This window comes from Sphingopyxis sp. QXT-31, from assembly GCF_001984035.1.
Lineage (GTDB): Bacteria > Pseudomonadota > Alphaproteobacteria > Sphingomonadales > Sphingomonadaceae > Sphingopyxis.
The window spans coordinates 1,102,299-1,120,068 of sequence record NZ_CP019449.1; the positions used below are offsets into that span (position 1 = coordinate 1,102,299).

14 protein-coding genes, 1 tRNA gene and 1 riboswitch are annotated in these 17,770 nt (G+C 67.5%); of the genes, 2 read left to right on the forward strand and 13 right to left on the reverse strand.

Features of this window, described 5'->3' with window-relative positions; translation table 11 throughout:
• Positions 1 to 5 precede the first annotated feature (5 nt).
• Both BWQ93_RS05420 and BWQ93_RS05425 read right to left on the reverse strand, forming a co-directional pair.
• Positions 6 to 971, reverse strand: coding sequence for a septal ring lytic transglycosylase RlpA family protein (locus BWQ93_RS05420; RefSeq protein WP_232314748.1), 966 nt, complete (start codon positions 969 to 971; stop codon positions 6 to 8).
• A 13-nt stretch (positions 972 to 984) separates the two neighbouring features.
• On the reverse strand, positions 985 to 1,980 hold the full coding sequence (locus BWQ93_RS05425) for a lytic murein transglycosylase (protein WP_232314749.1): 996 nt from the start codon (positions 1,978 to 1,980) through the stop codon (positions 985 to 987).
• 222 nt (positions 1,981 to 2,202) lie between these two features.
• Between BWQ93_RS05425 and BWQ93_RS05430 the strand changes: the two genes are divergently transcribed.
• Positions 2,203 to 3,066 (forward strand): FkbM family methyltransferase, encoded by an 864-nt coding sequence (locus tag BWQ93_RS05430; RefSeq protein ID WP_077029622.1) that lies wholly within the window; start codon positions 2,203 to 2,205, stop codon positions 3,064 to 3,066.
• Positions 3,067 to 3,122: 56 nt separating this feature from the next.
• Positions 3,123 to 3,212 (forward strand) — tRNA-Ser (locus BWQ93_RS05435).
• A 19-nt stretch (positions 3,213 to 3,231) separates the two neighbouring features.
• Here the strand turns inward: BWQ93_RS05435 and BWQ93_RS05440 are convergent.
• The 11 genes from BWQ93_RS05440 to BWQ93_RS05490 form a co-directional block, all read right to left on the reverse strand.
• On the reverse strand, positions 3,232 to 3,936 hold the full coding sequence (locus tag BWQ93_RS05440) for an outer membrane protein (RefSeq protein WP_077029623.1): 705 nt from the start codon (positions 3,934 to 3,936) through the stop codon (positions 3,232 to 3,234).
• A 65-nt stretch (positions 3,937 to 4,001) separates the two neighbouring features.
• The gene (locus BWQ93_RS05445; RefSeq protein WP_077029624.1) at positions 4,002 to 4,565 is read right to left on the reverse strand and encodes a TMEM165/GDT1 family protein; all 564 of its coding nucleotides are present in this window, start codon (positions 4,563 to 4,565) and stop codon (positions 4,002 to 4,004) included.
• Positions 4,566 to 4,585: 20 nt separating this feature from the next.
• A riboswitch (yybP-ykoY riboswitch) is annotated at positions 4,586 to 4,760 on the reverse strand.
• Positions 4,739 to 4,969, reverse strand: coding sequence for a hypothetical protein (locus tag BWQ93_RS05450; RefSeq protein ID WP_077029625.1), 231 nt, complete (start codon positions 4,967 to 4,969; stop codon positions 4,739 to 4,741). Its footprint overlaps the riboswitch before it by 22 nt.
• A complete protein-coding gene (locus BWQ93_RS05455) occupies positions 4,969 to 9,204 on the reverse strand; it encodes a translocation/assembly module TamB domain-containing protein (protein WP_077029626.1) in 4,236 nt (1,411 codons plus the stop codon). The genes BWQ93_RS05450 and BWQ93_RS05455 overlap by 1 nt, the downstream gene beginning before the upstream one ends.
• Entirely contained in the window at positions 9,204 to 11,549 is a 2,346-nt protein-coding gene (locus tag BWQ93_RS05460; protein ID WP_077029627.1) for an autotransporter assembly complex protein TamA, read from the reverse strand. The genes BWQ93_RS05455 and BWQ93_RS05460 overlap by 1 nt, the downstream gene beginning before the upstream one ends.
• Positions 11,550 to 11,730: 181 nt before the next feature.
• Positions 11,731 to 12,894 (reverse strand): glycosyltransferase, encoded by a 1,164-nt coding sequence (locus BWQ93_RS05465; protein WP_077029628.1) that lies wholly within the window; start codon positions 12,892 to 12,894, stop codon positions 11,731 to 11,733.
• On the reverse strand, positions 12,891 to 13,805 hold the full coding sequence (locus BWQ93_RS05470; RefSeq protein ID WP_077029629.1) for an NAD-dependent epimerase/dehydratase family protein: 915 nt from the start codon (positions 13,803 to 13,805) through the stop codon (positions 12,891 to 12,893). The genes BWQ93_RS05465 and BWQ93_RS05470 overlap by 4 nt, the downstream gene beginning before the upstream one ends.
• Positions 13,798 to 14,247, reverse strand: coding sequence for a dTDP-4-dehydrorhamnose 3,5-epimerase family protein (locus BWQ93_RS05475; protein ID WP_077029630.1), 450 nt, complete (start codon positions 14,245 to 14,247; stop codon positions 13,798 to 13,800). The genes BWQ93_RS05470 and BWQ93_RS05475 overlap by 8 nt, the downstream gene beginning before the upstream one ends.
• Positions 14,248 to 14,268: 21 nt before the next feature.
• Positions 14,269 to 15,381 (reverse strand): CDP-glucose 4,6-dehydratase, encoded by a 1,113-nt coding sequence (gene rfbG / locus BWQ93_RS05480; RefSeq protein ID WP_077029631.1) that lies wholly within the window; start codon positions 15,379 to 15,381, stop codon positions 14,269 to 14,271.
• Positions 15,382 to 15,389: 8 nt separating this feature from the next.
• Positions 15,390 to 16,175, reverse strand: a complete 786-nt coding sequence (rfbF, locus tag BWQ93_RS05485; protein WP_077029632.1) for a glucose-1-phosphate cytidylyltransferase — start codon at positions 16,173 to 16,175, stop codon at positions 15,390 to 15,392.
• Positions 16,176 to 16,295: 120 nt separating this feature from the next.
• Positions 16,296 to 17,759: a protein adenylyltransferase SelO gene (locus BWQ93_RS05490; protein WP_077029633.1), complete on the reverse strand. Its 1,464-nt coding sequence runs from the start codon at positions 17,757 to 17,759 to the stop codon at positions 16,296 to 16,298.
• Positions 17,760 to 17,770 lie beyond the last annotated feature (11 nt).

The following is a 17,770-nucleotide window of genomic DNA, read 5'->3' on the forward strand; positions in this document are numbered from 1 at the left end:
CGGGATCAGCGGTCGCGCTGGACCTGCGCGTCGCGGAAGCCCTTCGCCTTAGCCTTGCCGGCCGCGCTCAGCGCCTCGGCTTCACTGGCATAGGGGCCCATGCGCACACGCCACAGATTGCCCGCCTTGATCACGGTGCCGCCGACCGATTTGGCGGCCGACTTGGCGCGCGTTTCGCCGCTGAAGGCGGCGACCTGGACGACATAGCTGCCGCTCGCGGCAACCGGTGCAGGCTTGGGCTTGGCGGGTGCCGCCGCGGGTTTGGGTGCAGGCGTCTTGACCGCCGCCGGTTTGGCCGCGCCTGGGCCTTCGACGATGAAGCGGTCGCCGCCCGGCGACGGAGCCGAGGGCGTCGGCTTGCTGGTCGTCGCGGTGACGGTGCCCGCGGGGACCGGCTGGCCCGCGAGCTTGCCGCGCAAGAGCACGAGCAGCGTGTCGGGGGTCGCGAGGCGCTCGGCGACGGGCTTGCCGCTGCGCAGCTGGAGCTTCTCCGCCGCGGGCGGATTGGTGCGGCGGACGCGCACCGCGGCGAGCCCGCCATTGAGGCCGAGCTGCTGCGCGGCGCCGCGCGACAGGTCGATCAGCCGGTCGTTCGCCATCGGGCCGCGGTCGTTGACGCGGACGAGGATGGTGCGTCCGGTGTCGAGCGCCGTGACCTCGACATAGGACGGCAAAGGCAAAGTCTTGTGCGCAGCGGTGATTGCGTCGGGATCGAAGGGCTCGCCGGTCGCCGTCGGGCGCCCCGCGAGTTCCTCGCCATACCAGCTCGCATAACCGACATCGTCGTAATCGGGGATGTCGGCGGGGGTGTAGGTGGTGCCGCCCACGGTGACGGGCGCGCCGAGCTTCGGCGGGCCGTCGACGGCCACCGGTCCGGCAGGCACCGGCGACGGAGCAGCGGTCGGGCCGCTTTCCTTCTTACCGTCGAAACTACCACAACCGGCGAGCAGCAACGCCGCTCCAGCCGCCATCAGGCCCCCGCCCCTAACGATCGATTTCATCCGCCAATAACCCCACAGACAGCGCGTAAAAGTTGGAACAATTGTAGTCGAGTATCGCACGATAGTTGCCGGTCAGCAAATAGGCGGTTTTTCCGGGACCATCGGGTTCGAGCAAAGTCGCCTGGACATGATCCGCCGGCCAGCGCCCGCCCGCGGGGACGATGCCGTCGGCGCGCCATTCGGCCATCGAGCGCCAGCGGCTGTGGCGTTCGAACACGCGCGGGCAGCGCGTCGCCTGGAGCTTGCTCGCGACGCGCGCGCGGTTGAAGCCCTCGGGCACGCGCACCGCGACGCCCCAGGGCTGGCCCGCACGCCAGCCGGCGCGGCGGAGATAGGCGCCGATCGATTCGATCGCGTCGGCCTCGCTCGACCAGATATTCGCGCGGCCGTCGCCGTCGCCGTCCTCGGCGACCTCGAGATAGACCGAGGGCAGGAATTGCGGGTAGCCGAAGGCACCGGCCCAGCTGCCCTTCAGCACCTGGCGCGGCACGCCCCGCTCGACCATCTGCAACGTTGCGAGGAACTCGGGCTCGAACAGGCTGCGGCGGCGGCCCTCATAGGCGAGCGTCGCGAGCGCCTCGGGCAGGTCGAAATTGCCGGTGACTTGGCCATAGGCGGTCTCGTGGCCGAAGATCGCGATCATGATGCTGGTCGGCACACCGGTGCGCGCCTCGATGCGCGACAGGAGCGGCAACAACCGGTCGTGGACGCGGCGCCCGCCGCCGATGCGCGCGGCATCGACATGCTTCGCTTTGTACGGCGCAAACGCCGGGATCGGCGTGTTCGGGCTAGGCGGGCTGCCGAGATTGTCGCGGTCGAGCGCGACGACGCGGGCATTGTAGCTGAGCCCCGCGGTGACGCGGTCGAAAGTCGCGCGCGACACGCCCTTCGCCTGCGCCTTGGGCCAGAGCGACTGGACATAGGCATCGAAGCCGGGATCGCCGCTTCCCAGCGCATGGAGCGGGGCCGATGCCGCCATCGTCCACGCAGAGGCGGCGACCGCCGTCGCCTTCAGAAAACGGGCGATTCCAGAAGTTTTGCGTCGCATCATGTCCACCCCATAGGCCTGATCTGGCACGGATGCACGTGTCATGAACAGGGCGCCCGGAGACGAGCCGAGTCATAAGCGCGGCGGACGGAGCGGCGTTGACGCTGTTGCCCGGCGGCGGTACGCGCTGAGAGGATTTCAGCGAGGGGCGGCATGGGTATCGATCCGGGATTGTTGCGGTTTTTCTCCCCGCTGCGCCGCCTGCGGGGGTGGCAGCGCTTGTGCCGCGCGCTCAGCGGCCCGGCGCGCCAGGCGCATGGCGAGACCCGGATGCGCTATTCGCGCGGCGAGGTGAGCCTCGACCCCGCCTCCTTCGTCGAATGGAATGTGCTCGTCCTTGGCGATTATGAGGGCGACGAGAAGCGCATCTTCTGCGACCTGGCGCGGCGGCGCGGCAGGACGGGCGTGTGCCTCGACGTCGGCGCCAATGTCGGCATGCATTCGCTGACCTTTGCCGAAGCCTTCGACCAAGTCGTGTCGGTTGAACCGAACCCTCCGGTTTTCAATCGCTTGGTGCGCAATATTGCCAGTGGGTCGAGTGGAAATGTCACGCCGCACAATGTCGGTCTGGCCGACGCCGATGGCGAATTGCTCTTCTACCAGCCGACCGAGGCCAACCAGGGCACCGGGACCTTCGACCCGATGTTCGCCCCCGCCAACGCCCGCGAAGTCTCGCTACCGATCCGGATCGGCGACGACCTGATCGCCGAGACCGGGCTGGCAGGGCGCATCGATGCGGTCAAGATCGACGTCCAGGGTTTCGAGCCGCAGGTGCTCGCGGGACTGGCCGCGACGCTGCGCGAATGCCGGCCACTACTGTGGTTCGAGGTGTCGGATTCGACGATCGAGCGAATGGCGGATTATGGCGGGGTAAAGGGCGTGGTGCCGTTCGACTTCGACCTGTTCCGGTTCCGCACTTATGCGGTCGCGGGGCTGCTCTACCGGACCGAACTGGTGGCGTGCGATGCGGACGCGCCGCTGATCAACGCCGACTATCTGGTCGTGCCCAAAGGCTGAGCGCCGGGCGAGGTTTCGCTTGCTGAGAAACGCATGCGCGCTATGGCGCGGGGCGAGGACAGGTGGCCGAGTGGTTTAAGGCAGCGGTCTTGAAAACCGCCGTGGGTGCAAGCTCACCGTGGGTTCGAATCCCACCCTGTCCGCCAAATGCGATCGTCTGTGCGATCAGAAATTCCAGGCGATCGTCGCGAGCCAGCTGTGCGAGCCGAAATTGCCCTTGAAACGCTGGCCGCCCTGGATGCTGGTGAATTTGAAGCCCTCGCCGTGGATCAGGCGATATTTGACTCCGAGATCGACATTTTTGGTGAGCGGAACATAGGCGCCCGCGAGAAACTGGCCGACCGGCCGCGTCGACTTGGCGTCGATGAAGGCCTCGAGCGGCAAGCGGCTGCGGAAGCGGCTGGCCTTCACCTGCTGAAACCCCACCCCGAGCCCGGCATAGGCGCCGATACGCCGATTGCCGCCCGCCTCTACAAGGACATTCGCCATCAGCGCCTTGCGATGCGTATAGCCCTTCACATCGGGATAGACGCCGGGCTGGCTGATCTCGGGCCCGGTGAGCAAGGTCGGGACATTGACTATATAGTCGTGGATGCGGCTGCGCTGTGCGACGAATTCGCCCTCGACGCGGATTGTGCCGAAGTCGTACCCCGCCGCGAGCGCCGTGTCGAACTGACCGGTGTGATAATCGACGCGATTGGCCTCCTTGACGCCATCGACGCGGAATTCGGTGTCGACAGGATCGGTGAGGCCCAGGCCATATTGGACATAAGCCTTGCCGTCGCGCGCCTGCGCCGCGGAGGGGATCAACAGGCCGACCGCCAGCAACGCGGTAAACGCCCCGGCGGGCCGTTTATGGTTCGATTTCATCGCTTTCCCTAACTGACCCGATACGGGCATATGAGGAGAGCGAGGCGCGCGCAATCGAAACAAATTCAGCTGGCGGCTTTAACGAGCACCCACAGGCCGATGACGAGGAAGAGCCCGGCCGCGATCCTGCGTACCGTGTCGAGGTTGACGCGCTTCAGCAGTTCGTGGCCGAGGAAGATCGCAGGGACGTTGGCGATCATCATACCAATCGTCGTTCCCGCCGTGACCAGTGCGACGCTCTGATATTGCGCGCCGAGCGCGATCGTCGCGACCTGGGTCTTGTCGCCCATTTCGACGAGGAAGAAGGCGATCAGCGTGGTCAGGAAGGCCCCGAATCGCGGTTTGGGGGTTTCGTCGTCCTCGAGCTTGTCGGGGATCAGCGTCCACGCCGCCATCGCGATGAAGCTCGCGCCGATGGCGTAGCGGAAGACCGGGCTGTCGAGGAAGGCGGCCGCCGAGGCGCCGAGCAGCGCGGCGAGCGCGTGGTTCGCGAGCGTTGCCACCAAGATGCCGACCATGATCGGCAGCGGTTTGTTGAAGCGGGTCGCGAGCAGGATCGCGAGCAATTGCGTCTTGTCGCCGATCTCGGCGAGCGCGACGACGGCGGTCGAGGTGAAGAGGGCTTCCATGGGACACTCCGGGGCCGGGCGGCGTTGCGATTCCAACGGACATCGAAACCCGCCGCCCGGCCCGGACGTGGGGTCGATGCCATTGGTCTCGCCCAAGCGCTTTGCGCTTCCACCGCACCACGGCCTCTCGACCGAGTATGTTGACGCGGTGGCCCGTCCGGATGGACGGCTGGCTACTCCCCAGATGACGTGGGTGCGTTAGGCGCTGGTGCTTCGGGAGGCAAGGGCTTTGGCGCCTCTTCTCCCGCATCCTTCGCAGCCTTGTCGGCGGCGGCGATGTCGGCGTCCATTGCCTTGGCGCGCGCCTCGATCTCCTTCGTCGCCTTGTCGTAGCGGTCCTCGAACTTGGGCTCCTTCTCGCACGCGGCAAGCAGCAAGGGCAGGAGGAGCAGCGCCGCGCGCATCAATAGTCCTTGCGGTAGCGGACGCTGAAATTGGTCTGGCCCGAGCCGCCCGCCTGGCTGAGGATTGAGAGCGCCGGGGTCAGGCTGATTTCGAGCTGCGTCGCGGTATAGCCGCGGCCGTCTGTGATCACCTCGAGGTAGATATCGTTGGTGATGTGCTGGCCCGCGGCGAGCGCAGTGCCCCTGCCCTGCGTATCGTCGGGGCCGAGGACGCGCAGGCGGTCGATACCGGTCGCCGACTGCAGCGCGCCGAGCGGGCTGAGGCCGCCGCTGCCCCGCAGGCTGTTGAGCGAGGCGGCGAGCTGCACCGCCTGGAGCGGCGACAGCGCGGTGATCGAATCGCCGAACAATATGCGTGAGACGATCTCGTCCTGCGGCAGCCCGGGAACGCTTGAGAAGGCGATCTGCGGGTTCTGCGCGCGGCCCGAGACGTTGACGGTGACGGTGACATTCTCGATCGTGTCACTGGCGATCAGGCGGATCGACGGGTCGAACGCGTCGCCGGTCGGGAAATTCACCCGGCCCTCGGTGAGTTCGAACGAGCGGCCCGCGAAGCCCAGGGTGCCGCGCACCAGCTCGATCTCGCCGGTGACGCGCGGTGCCTGGGTGGTGCCCTTGAGCGTGACGTCGGCCTGCCATTCAGATTCAAGCCCCATGCCGCTGACATAGATTTCGTCGCTGGCGCGCAGGCGGATGTCGAGGCGGATGAGGTCGAACAGGCTGGTGCCGACCGAGGCGAGCCCGTCGCCGCTGATCCGCGGGCGGCCCGCGGGCGGCTTGCGGCGGACGCCGGTGAGCACGGGGACTTGTGCGGCGCCCTGGCGGACGATGCGGTAGCGCGTTTCGGGAAGGCGGAGGTCGCCCGACAGCAGCGCGGTCTGGCCCGCGACCTTTTCGAGCGTGAGGTTGCCGGTGGCGCGCGCCGAGAGGTCGTCGCTGCGCGCGAGGCGGGCGTTGTCGAGCACCGCCTCGATCTTCATCGGATAGCCGCTGTCCCTCGCGAGGCTGACGTAACCCGACGCCTTGACCGTGCCGTCGCCCGCGATCGCGGTGAGCTGCTCGATCTCGAGCCGGTCGCCCGAGAAGCGGCCGTTGACGACCATGTTGGTCAGCCGCGTGCCATAGGTCAGATTCTCGTAGTTGAGCGCATTGCCGCGGATGACGCCGTCGAGGCACGGGTCGGAGAGGCGGCAGCTGAAGTCGGCGGCGACCGCGATCGGCCCGCCGAGCCGCTGGTCGCCCGAGCCGACGAACGAGAAGAGCGTGTCGGCGGGGCCGTTGTAGCGGAGGCCCCCCGACAGCGGTGCCGCCTGCAGGCGCGTCATCCAGGTTCCGGTGCCCGGCGGCAGCGGACGGAGCGAGGCCTGAAGGCGGCCGATGACGCTGCCGCGCTTGCGCATCACCGCGCTCGCCTCGCCGCCGTCGGCGAGCAATTTGCCGGCAAAATTGATGTCGACCGGCTGGCTGACCGTCGCGGCGGTAGTGCGCGTGAAGCCGGTGATCGTCAGGCGCGCGTCGGCGCGCGGGAAGCTGGTGCTGCTCGCCTGTTCGAAATCGACGCTGCCCGTCGCGCGGCCGCCGAGGCCCATGTCGGGATAGACTGCGTTGAGCAGCGACAGGTTGACGCGGTCGAGCCGGCTCTGGAGCATGATGCCGTCGTCGAAGCGTCCCGCGAGCCGCGCGCTGCTGCCGCGGCCGAAATCGAGTTTGGTCGGGAGCAGTTCGTAGCCGTCCTTGCCGGGGATGATCCGTGCCGGGCTGGTGGTGCGGAAATTGATGCCCGTCGCACGGCCCTGCACCGAGGCGCGCCAGAGTTCGGGGGTCAGGTCGGCGTTGGCGGCGACTCGGAAAGCTACGCCGCTGCTGCCCTCGACCAGCGCCTGTGCCTTGCCCGCGCCATTCTGATAATCGATCTTCACGCGGCCGACCGCGATGTCGAACTCGCGGACGCGCGTCTGCGCGATCTGGATGTCGGCGATGACGCGCGGGCGCTCATAAAGGATGACGTCGGCGTCGACGATCGCGGAGCCGATAGCCAATTGGGCAGGCCCAGGCAGCACGACATTGTTGGCGCGGACGTTGATCGCGGCGGCCTGATATTTCCCTGCGGCGCTGAGGCGGACGAGCCCGCCGAGGCCCTGGCCCGAAGCGTCGAGCTGGCCCACGAAGGGACCCGCGGCGCTCTGGACGAGGCGGCCCTTGAAACCGATGCCCGACAGGTCGCCGCGCTCGATATCGATGGTCAGCGGGCCTTTCGCAGTGAGCAGCACGACATCGGCGGCGAGCGGGCCATAGTCGGTGTCGCCGGTGGCGGCGAGGCGATAGCCGTTCGGCGCGCCGGTGATGCGTGCGACGAGCTTCTGGAGCCCGATGCCGAGCCCGGGGCGGTCGGCGGTGAGCGTCGCGCGCGGATCGGTGATCGTCCCTGCAAGTTGCAGGCCGAGCGGGCCATAATCGGTCGAACTGGCGCGCGCGGTCAGCTGGATCTGGCCGTTGGGGTTGTAGCTCCCCTGCCCGCTGGCCACGCGCATCAGCGGGGCGTTGAGACGCAGATTGGCAAACCGGATCACGCCGTCGGTGCCGTAGCGCACGTCGCTCGACGCGGTCGCATTGCCGCCGAGGACGTTGCGGACGCCCGAGTTGAAGAGCTGAGTCGAGCGCGCGCGGACGCGGCCGACGATCTCGAAGCCGCCGTTCGCGGCGGTCTTCAGATCGGCGTCGGTATCGATGTCGAAGATGCCGACGCTTTCGATGCGATAGTCGTCGATCCGCCCGTCGATCGCGCCGGTGTAGAAGCCGCGGTTGAGGTCGGCGATCAATATCGCCTTGGCGTCGATGCGGCTCGAGCGGAGGCGCATATTGTCGCTGAGCAGGCGGCCGTCCTTATAGGCGAGGTCGCCGTCGAGGCGGACCTGCACGAGCGTGCCCCCCGCGACGACATCGAGCCCGCGGATGCGCGTCGCGCGGCCCGCGACGGGGACGAAGATCTGGTCGGGATCGACGCGTGCCTTGCCCGCGAGGTTCAGCGCCTCGATCACTATGTCGTTGACCGCGAGGCTGGTCGCATTAGCGGTGTATTCGACCGTCGGCAGGCGGAATTCGCCGTCGAGCCGCGCCTGCGCGCGCAGCCCGTTACCGCGCACGGAAGGCGCGATGGTGCTGGGTTTGAGCAGCACGAAAGCGATCTGTAGGCCGTCGTAGCGGCTGGCGCCGAGATCAATCCCGCCGCTGAGCCCGACGCGCGCAGCGTCGGAGGAAATGCGGCCGTCGAGATCGACCTTGCGCTCGGCAAGGCGCGCGGTGAGGTCGATCGCGGTTTCGGTGCCGAGCATATCGGCGACGGGGCCTGCGGCGAGCAGCCGCGACGGCTGCGCGGTGCCCTTGATCGCGAAAGTGCCGTCGCGCGCGGCGAGACCCAGGCGCGCGAGCGGCGCGGTGCCGAGGTTGCCGGTGAGTGTGCCGTTCCAGACTTTCCAGTCCCCCTTGCCGGCGAGCTTGGCGGTCAGCGGTTCCTTGAAGCCGCCCATCGCGGCGAGCACGCCGCCCTGCGGCGCGTTGATAGCGAGATCGACGTCGAACCGATTCGCTTCGGGAACGGCGTCGAGAATCAGCGCAAGCTTGTCGCCTTTGGCATCGCTGCCGATGGTCTCGGCATTGGCTGTCACCTGCGCGCGGCGATCGGCGATCGCGACCTTCCCGGTCAGGCGCGCTTCCTGCCGCTGGCCCGCTACGGGGGCCTCGAAGACGAAGCGGTCGACCTGCAATTTGGCGACGTCGAGGTCGATATCGGGAAGCAGCGGCTCGCCGGTGTCGGGCACGACCTTGAAGGTTGGGAGCCGCTGCATCGTGATCGTCTGCGCGGTCGCCGAACGGATATCGATGTGGTTCGACAGATAAGCGAAGGGGCGCCAGTCGACGCGCACTTCGGGCGAGCGCAGGAAGACACCCTTCGTATCCTTCAGCGTCAGGTCGCGGATCACCAACTTGCCGAACAACGAACCATCGAGGCGGCCGATGCCAATCTTCATCCCGTTTTCGAGCTCGATCTTCTCGATCTGCGTGACGACGAAACGTCGCCCAGCGTCGCTGTTGAGCCCGATCAGGAACAGGCCGATCAGGGCGACGATGCTTAGGATCGCGATGCCGGTCCAGCGCGCGATGCGCCGCGGCCAAGACAGCTTCGCCTTCACCGGCGGCGGCGGCGGCGCGTCGTCGAAGGCGGTGTCGGCGGCCATCAGAAGGCCTGCCCGATCGAGACATAGACGCTGACCCGTCCCTCGCCCGGCTGGCGATCGATCGGGGTTGCGATATCGAGGCGCATCGGGCCGAAATTGGTGTAGAAGCGCCCTCCGATGCCGACGCCGTAGCGCAGGTTCGAAAAGGTCGGGGTCGAGCCGCGATAGACCTGCCCCGCATCGACGAAGCCGACGATCCCGTAGTTGCCGAAGCGGTAGCGCGCCTCGACCGCGGCCTCGTTGACGCTGCGCCCGCCGATCGGGTCGTTGTTCGGATCCTTGGGGCCCAGCTGCTGATAGCCGAAGCCGCGCACCGAGCCGCCGCCGCCGGCGTAGAAGCGCCGCGATGGCGCGAGATTTTCGCGCGAGGCGCCGAGGATCGAGCCGACGCGGACGCGGCCCGCGAGCACGATGCTGTCGGTAACCGGATAATAGCCGCTGACGTCGATGCGCGCGCGGGCATAAGGCGAGAAGCGGCCACTGAGCGAACCTTCGGGCTGGAGCAGCCCGGTGACGCGGAAACCCTTGGTGGGGTTGAGCAGATTGTCGCTGCGGTCGATGCCGAGCTGGCCGGTCAGCCCCGCGATATAATAGACGCTGCGCGTGCGGTCGGCGAGGAGGAAGTCGTAATCATCCTCGCTCGTCGCGATCAGGTCGAGGCCATAGGCGTAGGTCAGCTTCTTCTGCCAGATCGGCGTCGATTCGCGGCTGACGCGCGCGCCGACACGCCCGGTGAGCGCTTCGAAGGCGTTGTAATCGCTGCGCGACGCCTCGGCGATCAGTTCGAAGGTGCGGTCGCGGCGTCCGGCGTTCGAGCGGCGGAAGGTGACGCCGAGCGCCTGTTCCTGCGTGCCCGCGATGCCGCGGACGATCAGCGCGCCCTCGGGCGGGAAGAGGTTGCGGTGCGTCCAGCTGCCCTCGAGGCGGATGCCCTCGCCAGTGCCGTAACCCGCGCTGGCGGCGAGGGTGCGCGGCGGGCCCGCCTCCTGCGTCACCAGCATCGTCACATATTCGGTGTCGTCGCCCGCGCTGTCGCCAGTCTTTTGCGGCTCGACCGACACGGTGGCGAAGAGCCCGGTCGCGACGAGCGCCTGGCGCAGGTCGTCGGCCTTGCGGCTGTCGTAGAGCTCGCCGCGCTTGAATCGCGCAAGCAGTTCGACATGCTCGACGTCGAAGGCGAGCTTGCCCGTGGTTTCGAAGCCGCCGAAGCGCGAGCGGGGACCGATGTCGACGGGCAGCGTGTAGACGCCGTCGCCGGTCGCGCCGTCGAGCAGGATGTCGCGCTGGCCGACGGTCGCGAAGGGATAGCCTTCCTCGGGCAGCTTCAAGGCGATCGCGGCTTCGGCGCCCTGCACGCGCTGGGCGACAATCGGTTCGCCGATCGCGAGCGGGAAATTATCCTTGATCAGCGTCGGCGGGACGGTGGGTGCGGCGTCGATGATGATGTCGGCGAGCGTGTAGCGCTGACCGGGGACGACATCAATGATCGCGGTGAGCGGGCGGCGCTGGCGCGGCGTGGTGTCGGGGGTCGTGCCGCCTGCCGGGGCAGTGGCGGGCGTGGCGGCTCCATTGGCGCGTCCGCCGCCCTGTCCGTCGCCCCCGACGCCGCGGTCGAGCCGCGTGTCGACGCGCGCGTCGTAATAGCCTTCGGAAGCGAGCACGCGGCGCATCAGGTCGGCGTCGGCGGTCAGCCGCGCGCGCACCATCGCGGCGTTCGCCGCCTCGCCGTCGCCGTCGTAGAGCGCCGACAGGTCGCCGAACAGGTCGGCGAGGTCGGCGTCGGTGCTGTCGTCGGCGGGCGCAAGGCCGTTGACCTGGACCGTGTAGGTCACCTTGGCGCTCTCGTCGGCGAATTCGGGTTCGGCGAATTCGACCGGCTCAGCGTTGAAATTTTCGAGCGGCGGCAGCGGCTTGGCGAGCTCGACGTCGTTGATCGGCGCGTCGCCGATCGCCTCGACCGCGTCGCCGTCGGCGAGCGCGGGGGTCGGGGCGGGCTCGGAACCGGGCGCGGCTTCGCCTTCGGAGACGGCTTTGGTCGCCTGGCGGCGTTCGAATTCGGCGATCGATTCCAGCGGCACGTCGAGTTCGGGGTCGTTTTCGGCGGAGATCGGCGGGATTGCCTTCTCGAACTCCTCGTCCTCGATGATCGGCTCGACCGGGGGGAAGACGGCATCGGGCGGCGGCGGCGTGGGCTTCGCCATTTCGGTATCGGCGACGGTTTCGGTGACCGGCGGCGGCGCGGGGGCGTCCTGCGCCTGCGCGGTCGTGGCGGCGAGGCCGAGGAGCGAAGCGGAGAGCGCGAGCGCATGGCGCAGCGGCACCCCCGCCGCGGTCCGGAGGATCATTATGCGAGGGTTTTCAGAATCTTGCATCTGCTGGCCGCCAATCCAAGGCTTCTGACCCGCGGCGACGGGCGGCGCAACCTGTTTCTGCGCCGTTGCGACGGATGGATGGCGGCCGCTGACGATGATTTTCCCCCTGCCGTTGCCCAAGCAACGTCGCTCGGTGGCGAGTGGTTCCGCGCGCTCAGCTTTCGCGGCCGAGGAGATCGACCATGACTTCTGCCTGGCGATCGACCGACAGGTTGGCGAGTGCATAGGCGCGCGCCGCGGGGTCGGCGAAATCGCCCTTATCGAGCAGCCCGGAGAGAAGAGCGGCGAGGCCCGCGACATCGCCTTCGTCGAAGAGATGCCCCTGCCCGCCCATCACCTCGGGGATCGCGCCCGAGCGGCTGCCGACCATCGTGCGACCGCACGCCATCACTTCCTGGATGACGCGGCCGTACTGCTCTTTCCACTTGGGGGTGCTGAGCGAGGGGAGCACGACGATATCGGCGGCGTTCATGTAGCGCGCCATGTCCTCATGCTTCGATTCGAAGAAGATCACGCGGTCGGACAAGCCGAGGCGTCCGATCTGCGCCTGAAGCTGCGCGGTATAGGCCGACGTTCCGATGAAGTCGTCGATCAGGAACTGCCAGTCCTTATCGCGAATCCGGTCGAGCGCATCGATGAGCAGATGGATGCCCTTTTCCGGGGTCTGGCGGCCGAAATAGGCGATCGTCGGGCGCGTCAGGCCGAGCTCGGCGCGCACCGCGGCGCGATCGGCGTCGGACAGCGGCTGGAACAGCCGCGCGTCGAAACCGAGCGGAACCTGCGTCGCGGTGAGCCCCATCGCCTCGATCAGCGCGGTGCCGTCGGCGCTCAAGGTGAAGACGCGGTCGACCCTGCGCCTAGCGCCGCGGCGCAGCCACGCCTTGACCAGCGCCGAGGCGATGCCTGCGGGCTTACGCGTTTCGAACGCCTTTTTGAGGTCGATGCCGAGGCTCTGCGGCATATTCTCGGCGGTGAGCGACCAGAGCTTGGCGCTCGGCGCGACCTTCTTGGCCTGCTGCACCATCATGCTCGCGGGGTCGCTGTCGCAATAGATATGCGTCGGCCTGAAAGCGTCGACGACCGCCTGCAGCCCCTGCAGCGTGTGCGTGCGCTGGTTGGTGCCGCTGAGCTCGAGCAGCGTCAGATCGTAGTTTTCGGGCGGGAAGTCGGGCGTGTCGCGCCACTTTCCGCCGACGAAATGGCGGCGCGGGACGACAAGATGGACGGGCATGCCCTGCGCCCCGATCTCGCGGAACAGCGCGCGGTTCACAGGCTCGTGACACGAGAGCGAGATGCCGAGGAGCCGCGGGCCCGTCATGCGAAAGCGGCGATGGTACGGCGCGCTTCGTCGGCGATGCCGGCCGTGGGCTTCCAGCCGAGCGCGCCGAGACGCGAGATATCGACCGTGAAGGGCTCGCGGAAGGCATCGGTGCCGTCGCCATAGGCGATCGGCACGGGCTGCGGCGCGGCGGCGGCGATACTTTCGGCGAGCGCCTGCATCGTGATCGCGTGGCCTGCGCCGAGGTTGAAGAGGTTCGCCCAGCCCGCGTCGGCGCGCAGCAGCAGTTCCACCGCCGCGATCGCATCGCCGAAGGGCAATATGTCGCGATAGCTTTGCCCGTCGTTGCGCAGTTCCATCGCGCCCTTCTCGGCGATCTGGCTGCAAAGGTCGATGAAGATCAGCCCCGCCTGTTCGCCCAAATCCCGGTGCGCGGGGGCGCCGACCATGTTCGTGGGGCGGAGGATCGCGATGCGGTCGACGGCGTCGCTGGCGAGCAGCCGTTCCTCGACCGCGCGGTGCGCCTGGCCATAGGGATGGTGCGGCGCGGGGACCATGTCTTCGGAATAGCTGGTGCCGACCTTGCCGCCATAAACGTGGAAGGTCGAAAAATGGACCAGCCGCTCCGCCCTGCCCTCGCCGAGCGCGGCTAGGCAAGCGCTGGCGGTAGCGAGGCCCTGCGCCATCGCACCGTCGGCATCGTGTCCCGCGGCGCGCGCGCCGGGCATCGCGAGATTGACGATGGCTGTAAAATCGCCGCCTGGGAGCGCCGCATCGACACTGCTGTCGAAGCTAAAGGAGGCTATGCCGCGCTCCGCGAGCCATGCCGCCCGCGCGGGTGTGTCCGACCGCACGGTTACCGCGACGTCCCAGTCGCCCGCCAGCGCTTCCGCCAGCCGCGCTCCGAAATATCCGCTGCCGCCGACGAGCAGCAGGCGGCCTTCAGCCATGCCTGACGTCCCAGTTGTACGGGATCTTGTCGGTGAACGGGTCCATACGGTCAATCTCGTCCGCGCGGTGCGCGATCGTCGTGCAGTTCGCGACGATCGCGGGATATTGGCCGTAGCCCTTGAAGCCGTTCCACACGAAGGGCGGCACGGTGACGAGGCAATAATTGTCCTCGCCCATGAAGATTTCCTGCAGTTCGCCGCGCGTCGGCGAGCCTTCGCGGTCGTCGTAGAGCACGAATTTGATGCGACCGTGGACGACGGCATAGTTCAGCGTCATCTCGCTGTGGATGTGCCATGCCTTGATCGCGCCGGGTTGGACGCAGGAGAAATAGATTTCGCCGAATTTCTCGAAATGCGGCGCATCGGCGCGCAGCATGTGCATGATCTTGCCGCGCTCGTCCGGAATCTGCCGCAGCGGTGTAATCAGGACGCCGTCGATCATCTATTCCCCCTCTGGGTTGGTTCAGTCCGCCCAGGCGAGCGATTTCGCCCGCGCCTCGGCCACATAGGTTGCGATATCGTGACGCGTCTGCGCCAGCGGATCGGCGCCGTCGGCGACCACCGCCTTGTACCAGCCCGCGGTCAGCGCGACTCCGCCTGCGAAGTCGAGCGTCGGTGCCCATTCGAGCTTGTGATAGGCCTTGTCGATCGACAGGCCGAGCAGGCCGGCCTCATGCACCGCGCCTGCCTCGGCGGCATTCACCCATTCGCCGGGCCAGTGCTTCAAAAATTCGGTGACCAGCCGTTCGACCGAGCCATTGGCCTCGACCCACGGGCCGAAGTTGAAGGCTTCGGTGACGTCGGTGGGCGATTTGACCCGCGCGGTCGTGACTGCGCCGCCGAGCAGCGCGCCGAGCCAGAGATAGCCGCTCAGCGATTCGAGCACATGCTGCCACGGCCGCGTCGCGCGCGGGTTGCGGATGCGGATCGCCTCGCCCTGCGACAGGCTGCGCACGCAGTCGGGGACAATGCGGTCGACCGACCAGTCGCCGCCGCCGATGACGTTGCCCGCGCGCACCGTCGCCATCTTTACCGGGCTGTCCGGCGCCGAGAAGAAGCTGCGGCGATAGCTGTGGGCCGCGATCTCGGCGGCGCCCTTCGACGCGCTGTACGTGTCGTGCCCGCCCATCGGGTCGTCTTCGCGGTAACCCGATAGGATTTCGCGATTCTCGTAGCATTTGTCCGAAGTGACGCACACGGCGACTGCGGGCCGCCCGGCGCGGCGCAGCGCATCGAGGACATGCACCGTGCCCATGACGTTGGTCGCCATCGTCTCGACCGGATTGTCGTAGCTGTAGCGAACCAGCGCCTGCGCCGCGAGGTGCAGGACATAGTCGGGCTTGTGCGCCGCAACGACGTCATTCACCGCATCGGCGTCGCGCACGTCGCCGACGATATGCGTCAGTCGGTCGGCGAGGCCGATGCTGTCGAAATGCGTCGGGCCGTCATCGACCTTGTGCGAGAAACCGACGACATTGGCACCGAGCGTGAGCAGCCATTCGGCCAGCCACGATCCCTTGAAGCCGGTGTGGCCGGTAAGCAGCACGGTCTTGCCGCGGTAGGCGTCGCCGAACATCGCGCTGCTTACCACTTTTTCCAGGGCGCCTGCCCTTCGGCCCACAGCTCGTTGAGCAGCGAATATTCGCGCGGCGTGTCCATCGGCTGCCAGAAACCGTTATGTTCGAACATCATCAGCTCGCGGTCGGCGGCGAGGCGTTCCATGGGCTCGCGCTCGAGGATCAGCTCCTCGCGGTCGTCGAGATAATCGTCGACGAAATTGCGGTTGAAGACGAAGAAACCACCGTTGATATGGCCGCCCGACACCTGCGGTTTCTCGTTGAAGCTCGCGACGACGCCGCCTTCGGTGCCGAGCTCGCCGAAGCGGCCCGGAGGATAGACGCCGGTCAGCGTCGCGGTCTTGCCATGGCCCTTGTGGAAATCGACCAGCGCGGTGATGTCGATGTCGCCGACGCCGTCGCCATAGGTCGCGCAGAAATGCTCGACCCCGTCGAGGTACCGCGCGCCGCGGCGGATGCGCGCGCCGGTCATCGCGTCCTCACCGGTTTCGGCGAGCGTGACCTTCCAGTCCTCGGTCTGGTGCTTGTGGAATTGCAGCCGGTCCTCGCCGCGCTTCGACAGGTCGACGGTGACGTCGGACGACTGGTTCGCATAGTTGAGAAAGAAGTCGCGGATGATGTCGCCCTTATAGCCTAAGAGCAGGACGAAGTCGGTGATGCCGTGCGCGGCATAGATTTTCATGATGTGCCAAACGATGGGCTTGTCGCCGATCGGCACCATCGGCTTGGGCAAGGTTTCGGAGACTTCGCGGAGGCGGGTCCCGCGACCGCCGCAGAGAATCAAGGCTTTCATAAGGGTGAGCTCATTCCGTTCTGTTGGGTCAGGATGCGGCGGAATCGATTGGGCTTTTCAGTGCCCGCTCGGTAGCCGCAAAGCCAAGACGCTGCAACGCGCTTGAGCCCGTAAAGCGCCTCAAGTGCCGCAATAAGTGACATAGGGCGCGGCGGCGTCGGGGCCGGGGCCCGCATAATCCGCCCATTCGGGGCGCTCGGCATAAGGGTTGCGGACGACGTCGAGCAGCGCCTCGAACGGCGCGAGATCGCTCGCCTCGGCCGCCGCCAATGCTGCCTCGACGTGATGGTTACGCGGGATGTAGCGCGGGTTCACGCGGTCCATCGTCGCGGCGCGCTCTACCGGATGGATATCCTCGCGTTCCAGCTGCGCCCACCAGTCGGCGATCCACGGCGCCATCGCCTCGGGCTCGGGAAGCAGCGCCTGCAACGCGTTCGCCTCGCCGCGCAGCAGCTGCGCCAGCGCACGGAAGAATCCGGTGAAATCGACATTGTGGGTTTCGAGTTCGCGGAACAGCGCGTCGATCAGCGCCGCGTCGTTCTCGTGCGCGCTCGCGAGGCCGAGCTTGGCGCGCATCCTTGCGAACCAGTGGCTACGGAAGCGGTCGGGGATCGCGTCGACGAGCGCCTTGGCGGCCTCGACATCGGCTGGATCGACGGCATGGATCGCCGGGAGCAAGGCCTCGGCGAAGCGCGCCATGTTCCAGTGCAGGATCTGCGGCTGGCGGCCATAGGCATAGCGGCCGTTGGCGTCGATCGAGCTGAACACCGTCGAGGCCGAGAAACGGTCCATGAAGGCGCAGGGGCCGTAATCGATCGTCTCGCCGCTGATCGCGACATTGTCGGTGTTCATCACCCCGTGAATGAACCCCACGCCGAGCCAGTGCGCGACGAGGTCGCACTGCAACCCGATCACACGGTCGAGCAGCGCAAGATGCGGGTTCGGCGCCGCGGCGAGGTCGGGCAAATGGCGGCGGACGCTATAGTCTGACAGCTGGATCACATGCTCGGCGCCGAAATGCGCGGCGAAGAACTGAAAGGTGCCGACGCGGATATGGCTCGCTGCGATGCGCGTGAGCACCGCGCCGGGGTGCGCGCGCTCGCGCTGGACGCGGTCGCCGGTCGCGACGGCCGCCAGCGAGCGCGTCGTCGGCACGCCCATCGCCGCCATCGCTTCGGACACCAGATATTCGCGCAGCACCGGGCCGATCGCCGCCTTGCCGTCGCCGTTGCGCGAGAAGGGCGTCGGACCCGACCCCTTGAGCTGGACGTCGAAGCGCGCGCCGCCGGGCGTTACGATTTCGCCGAGCAACAGCGCGCGACCGTCGCCGAGCTGCGACGAGAAATGGCCGAACTGATGGCCGGCATAGGCGAAGGCGAGCGGGTCGGCGCCGGTCGGCAGCGCTTCGCCGGAGAAGAGCCGCGCGAGCGTCGCGTCGTCGGCGCCTTTGGTTTCGAGACCGAGCTTTTCGGCGAGCTTGTGGTTGAAAGCGAGCAGCTTGGGCGCCGAGGGCGTCGCGGCTTCGGCGGGCGCATAAAAACCCTCCATGTCGCGGTGGAAGCTGTTGTCGAAGGCGATATCCATAAGCGCCTTTG

What these genes read in the sequence shown, in the direction of transcription:
- BWQ93_RS05425 (WP_232314749.1), bottom strand. Translation starts at nt 1,980, where the DNA reads ATGGCGGCATCGGCCCCGCTCCATGCGCTGGGAAGCGGCGATCCCGGC.
- BWQ93_RS05420 (WP_232314748.1), bottom strand. Translation starts at nt 971, where the DNA reads ATGGCGGCTGGAGCGGCGTTGCTGCTCGCCGGTTGTGGTAGTTTCGAC.
- BWQ93_RS05460 (WP_077029627.1), bottom strand. Translation starts at nt 11,549, where the DNA reads ATGATCCTCCGGACCGCGGCGGGGGTGCCGCTGCGCCATGCGCTCGCG.
- BWQ93_RS05490 (WP_077029633.1), bottom strand. Translation starts at nt 17,759, where the DNA reads ATGGATATCGCCTTCGACAACAGCTTCCACCGCGACATGGAGGGTTTT.
- BWQ93_RS05450 (WP_077029625.1), bottom strand. Translation starts at nt 4,969, where the DNA reads ATGCGCGCGGCGCTGCTCCTCCTGCCCTTGCTGCTTGCCGCGTGCGAG.
- BWQ93_RS05445 (WP_077029624.1), bottom strand. Translation starts at nt 4,565, where the DNA reads ATGGAAGCCCTCTTCACCTCGACCGCCGTCGTCGCGCTCGCCGAGATC.
- rfbF (WP_077029632.1), bottom strand. Translation starts at nt 16,175, where the DNA reads ATGAAAGCCTTGATTCTCTGCGGCGGTCGCGGGACCCGCCTCCGCGAA.
- BWQ93_RS05455 (WP_077029626.1), bottom strand. Translation starts at nt 9,204, where the DNA reads ATGGCCGCCGACACCGCCTTCGACGACGCGCCGCCGCCGCCGCCGGTG.
- BWQ93_RS05430 (WP_077029622.1), top strand. Translation starts at nt 2,203, where the DNA reads ATGGGTATCGATCCGGGATTGTTGCGGTTTTTCTCCCCGCTGCGCCGC.
- rfbG (WP_077029631.1), bottom strand. Translation starts at nt 15,381, where the DNA reads ATGTTCGGCGACGCCTACCGCGGCAAGACCGTGCTGCTTACCGGCCAC.
- BWQ93_RS05440 (WP_077029623.1), bottom strand. Translation starts at nt 3,936, where the DNA reads ATGAAATCGAACCATAAACGGCCCGCCGGGGCGTTTACCGCGTTGCTG.
- BWQ93_RS05470 (WP_077029629.1), bottom strand. Translation starts at nt 13,805, where the DNA reads ATGGCTGAAGGCCGCCTGCTGCTCGTCGGCGGCAGCGGATATTTCGGA.
- BWQ93_RS05475 (WP_077029630.1), bottom strand. Translation starts at nt 14,247, where the DNA reads ATGATCGACGGCGTCCTGATTACACCGCTGCGGCAGATTCCGGACGAG.
- BWQ93_RS05465 (WP_077029628.1), bottom strand. Translation starts at nt 12,894, where the DNA reads ATGACGGGCCCGCGGCTCCTCGGCATCTCGCTCTCGTGTCACGAGCCT.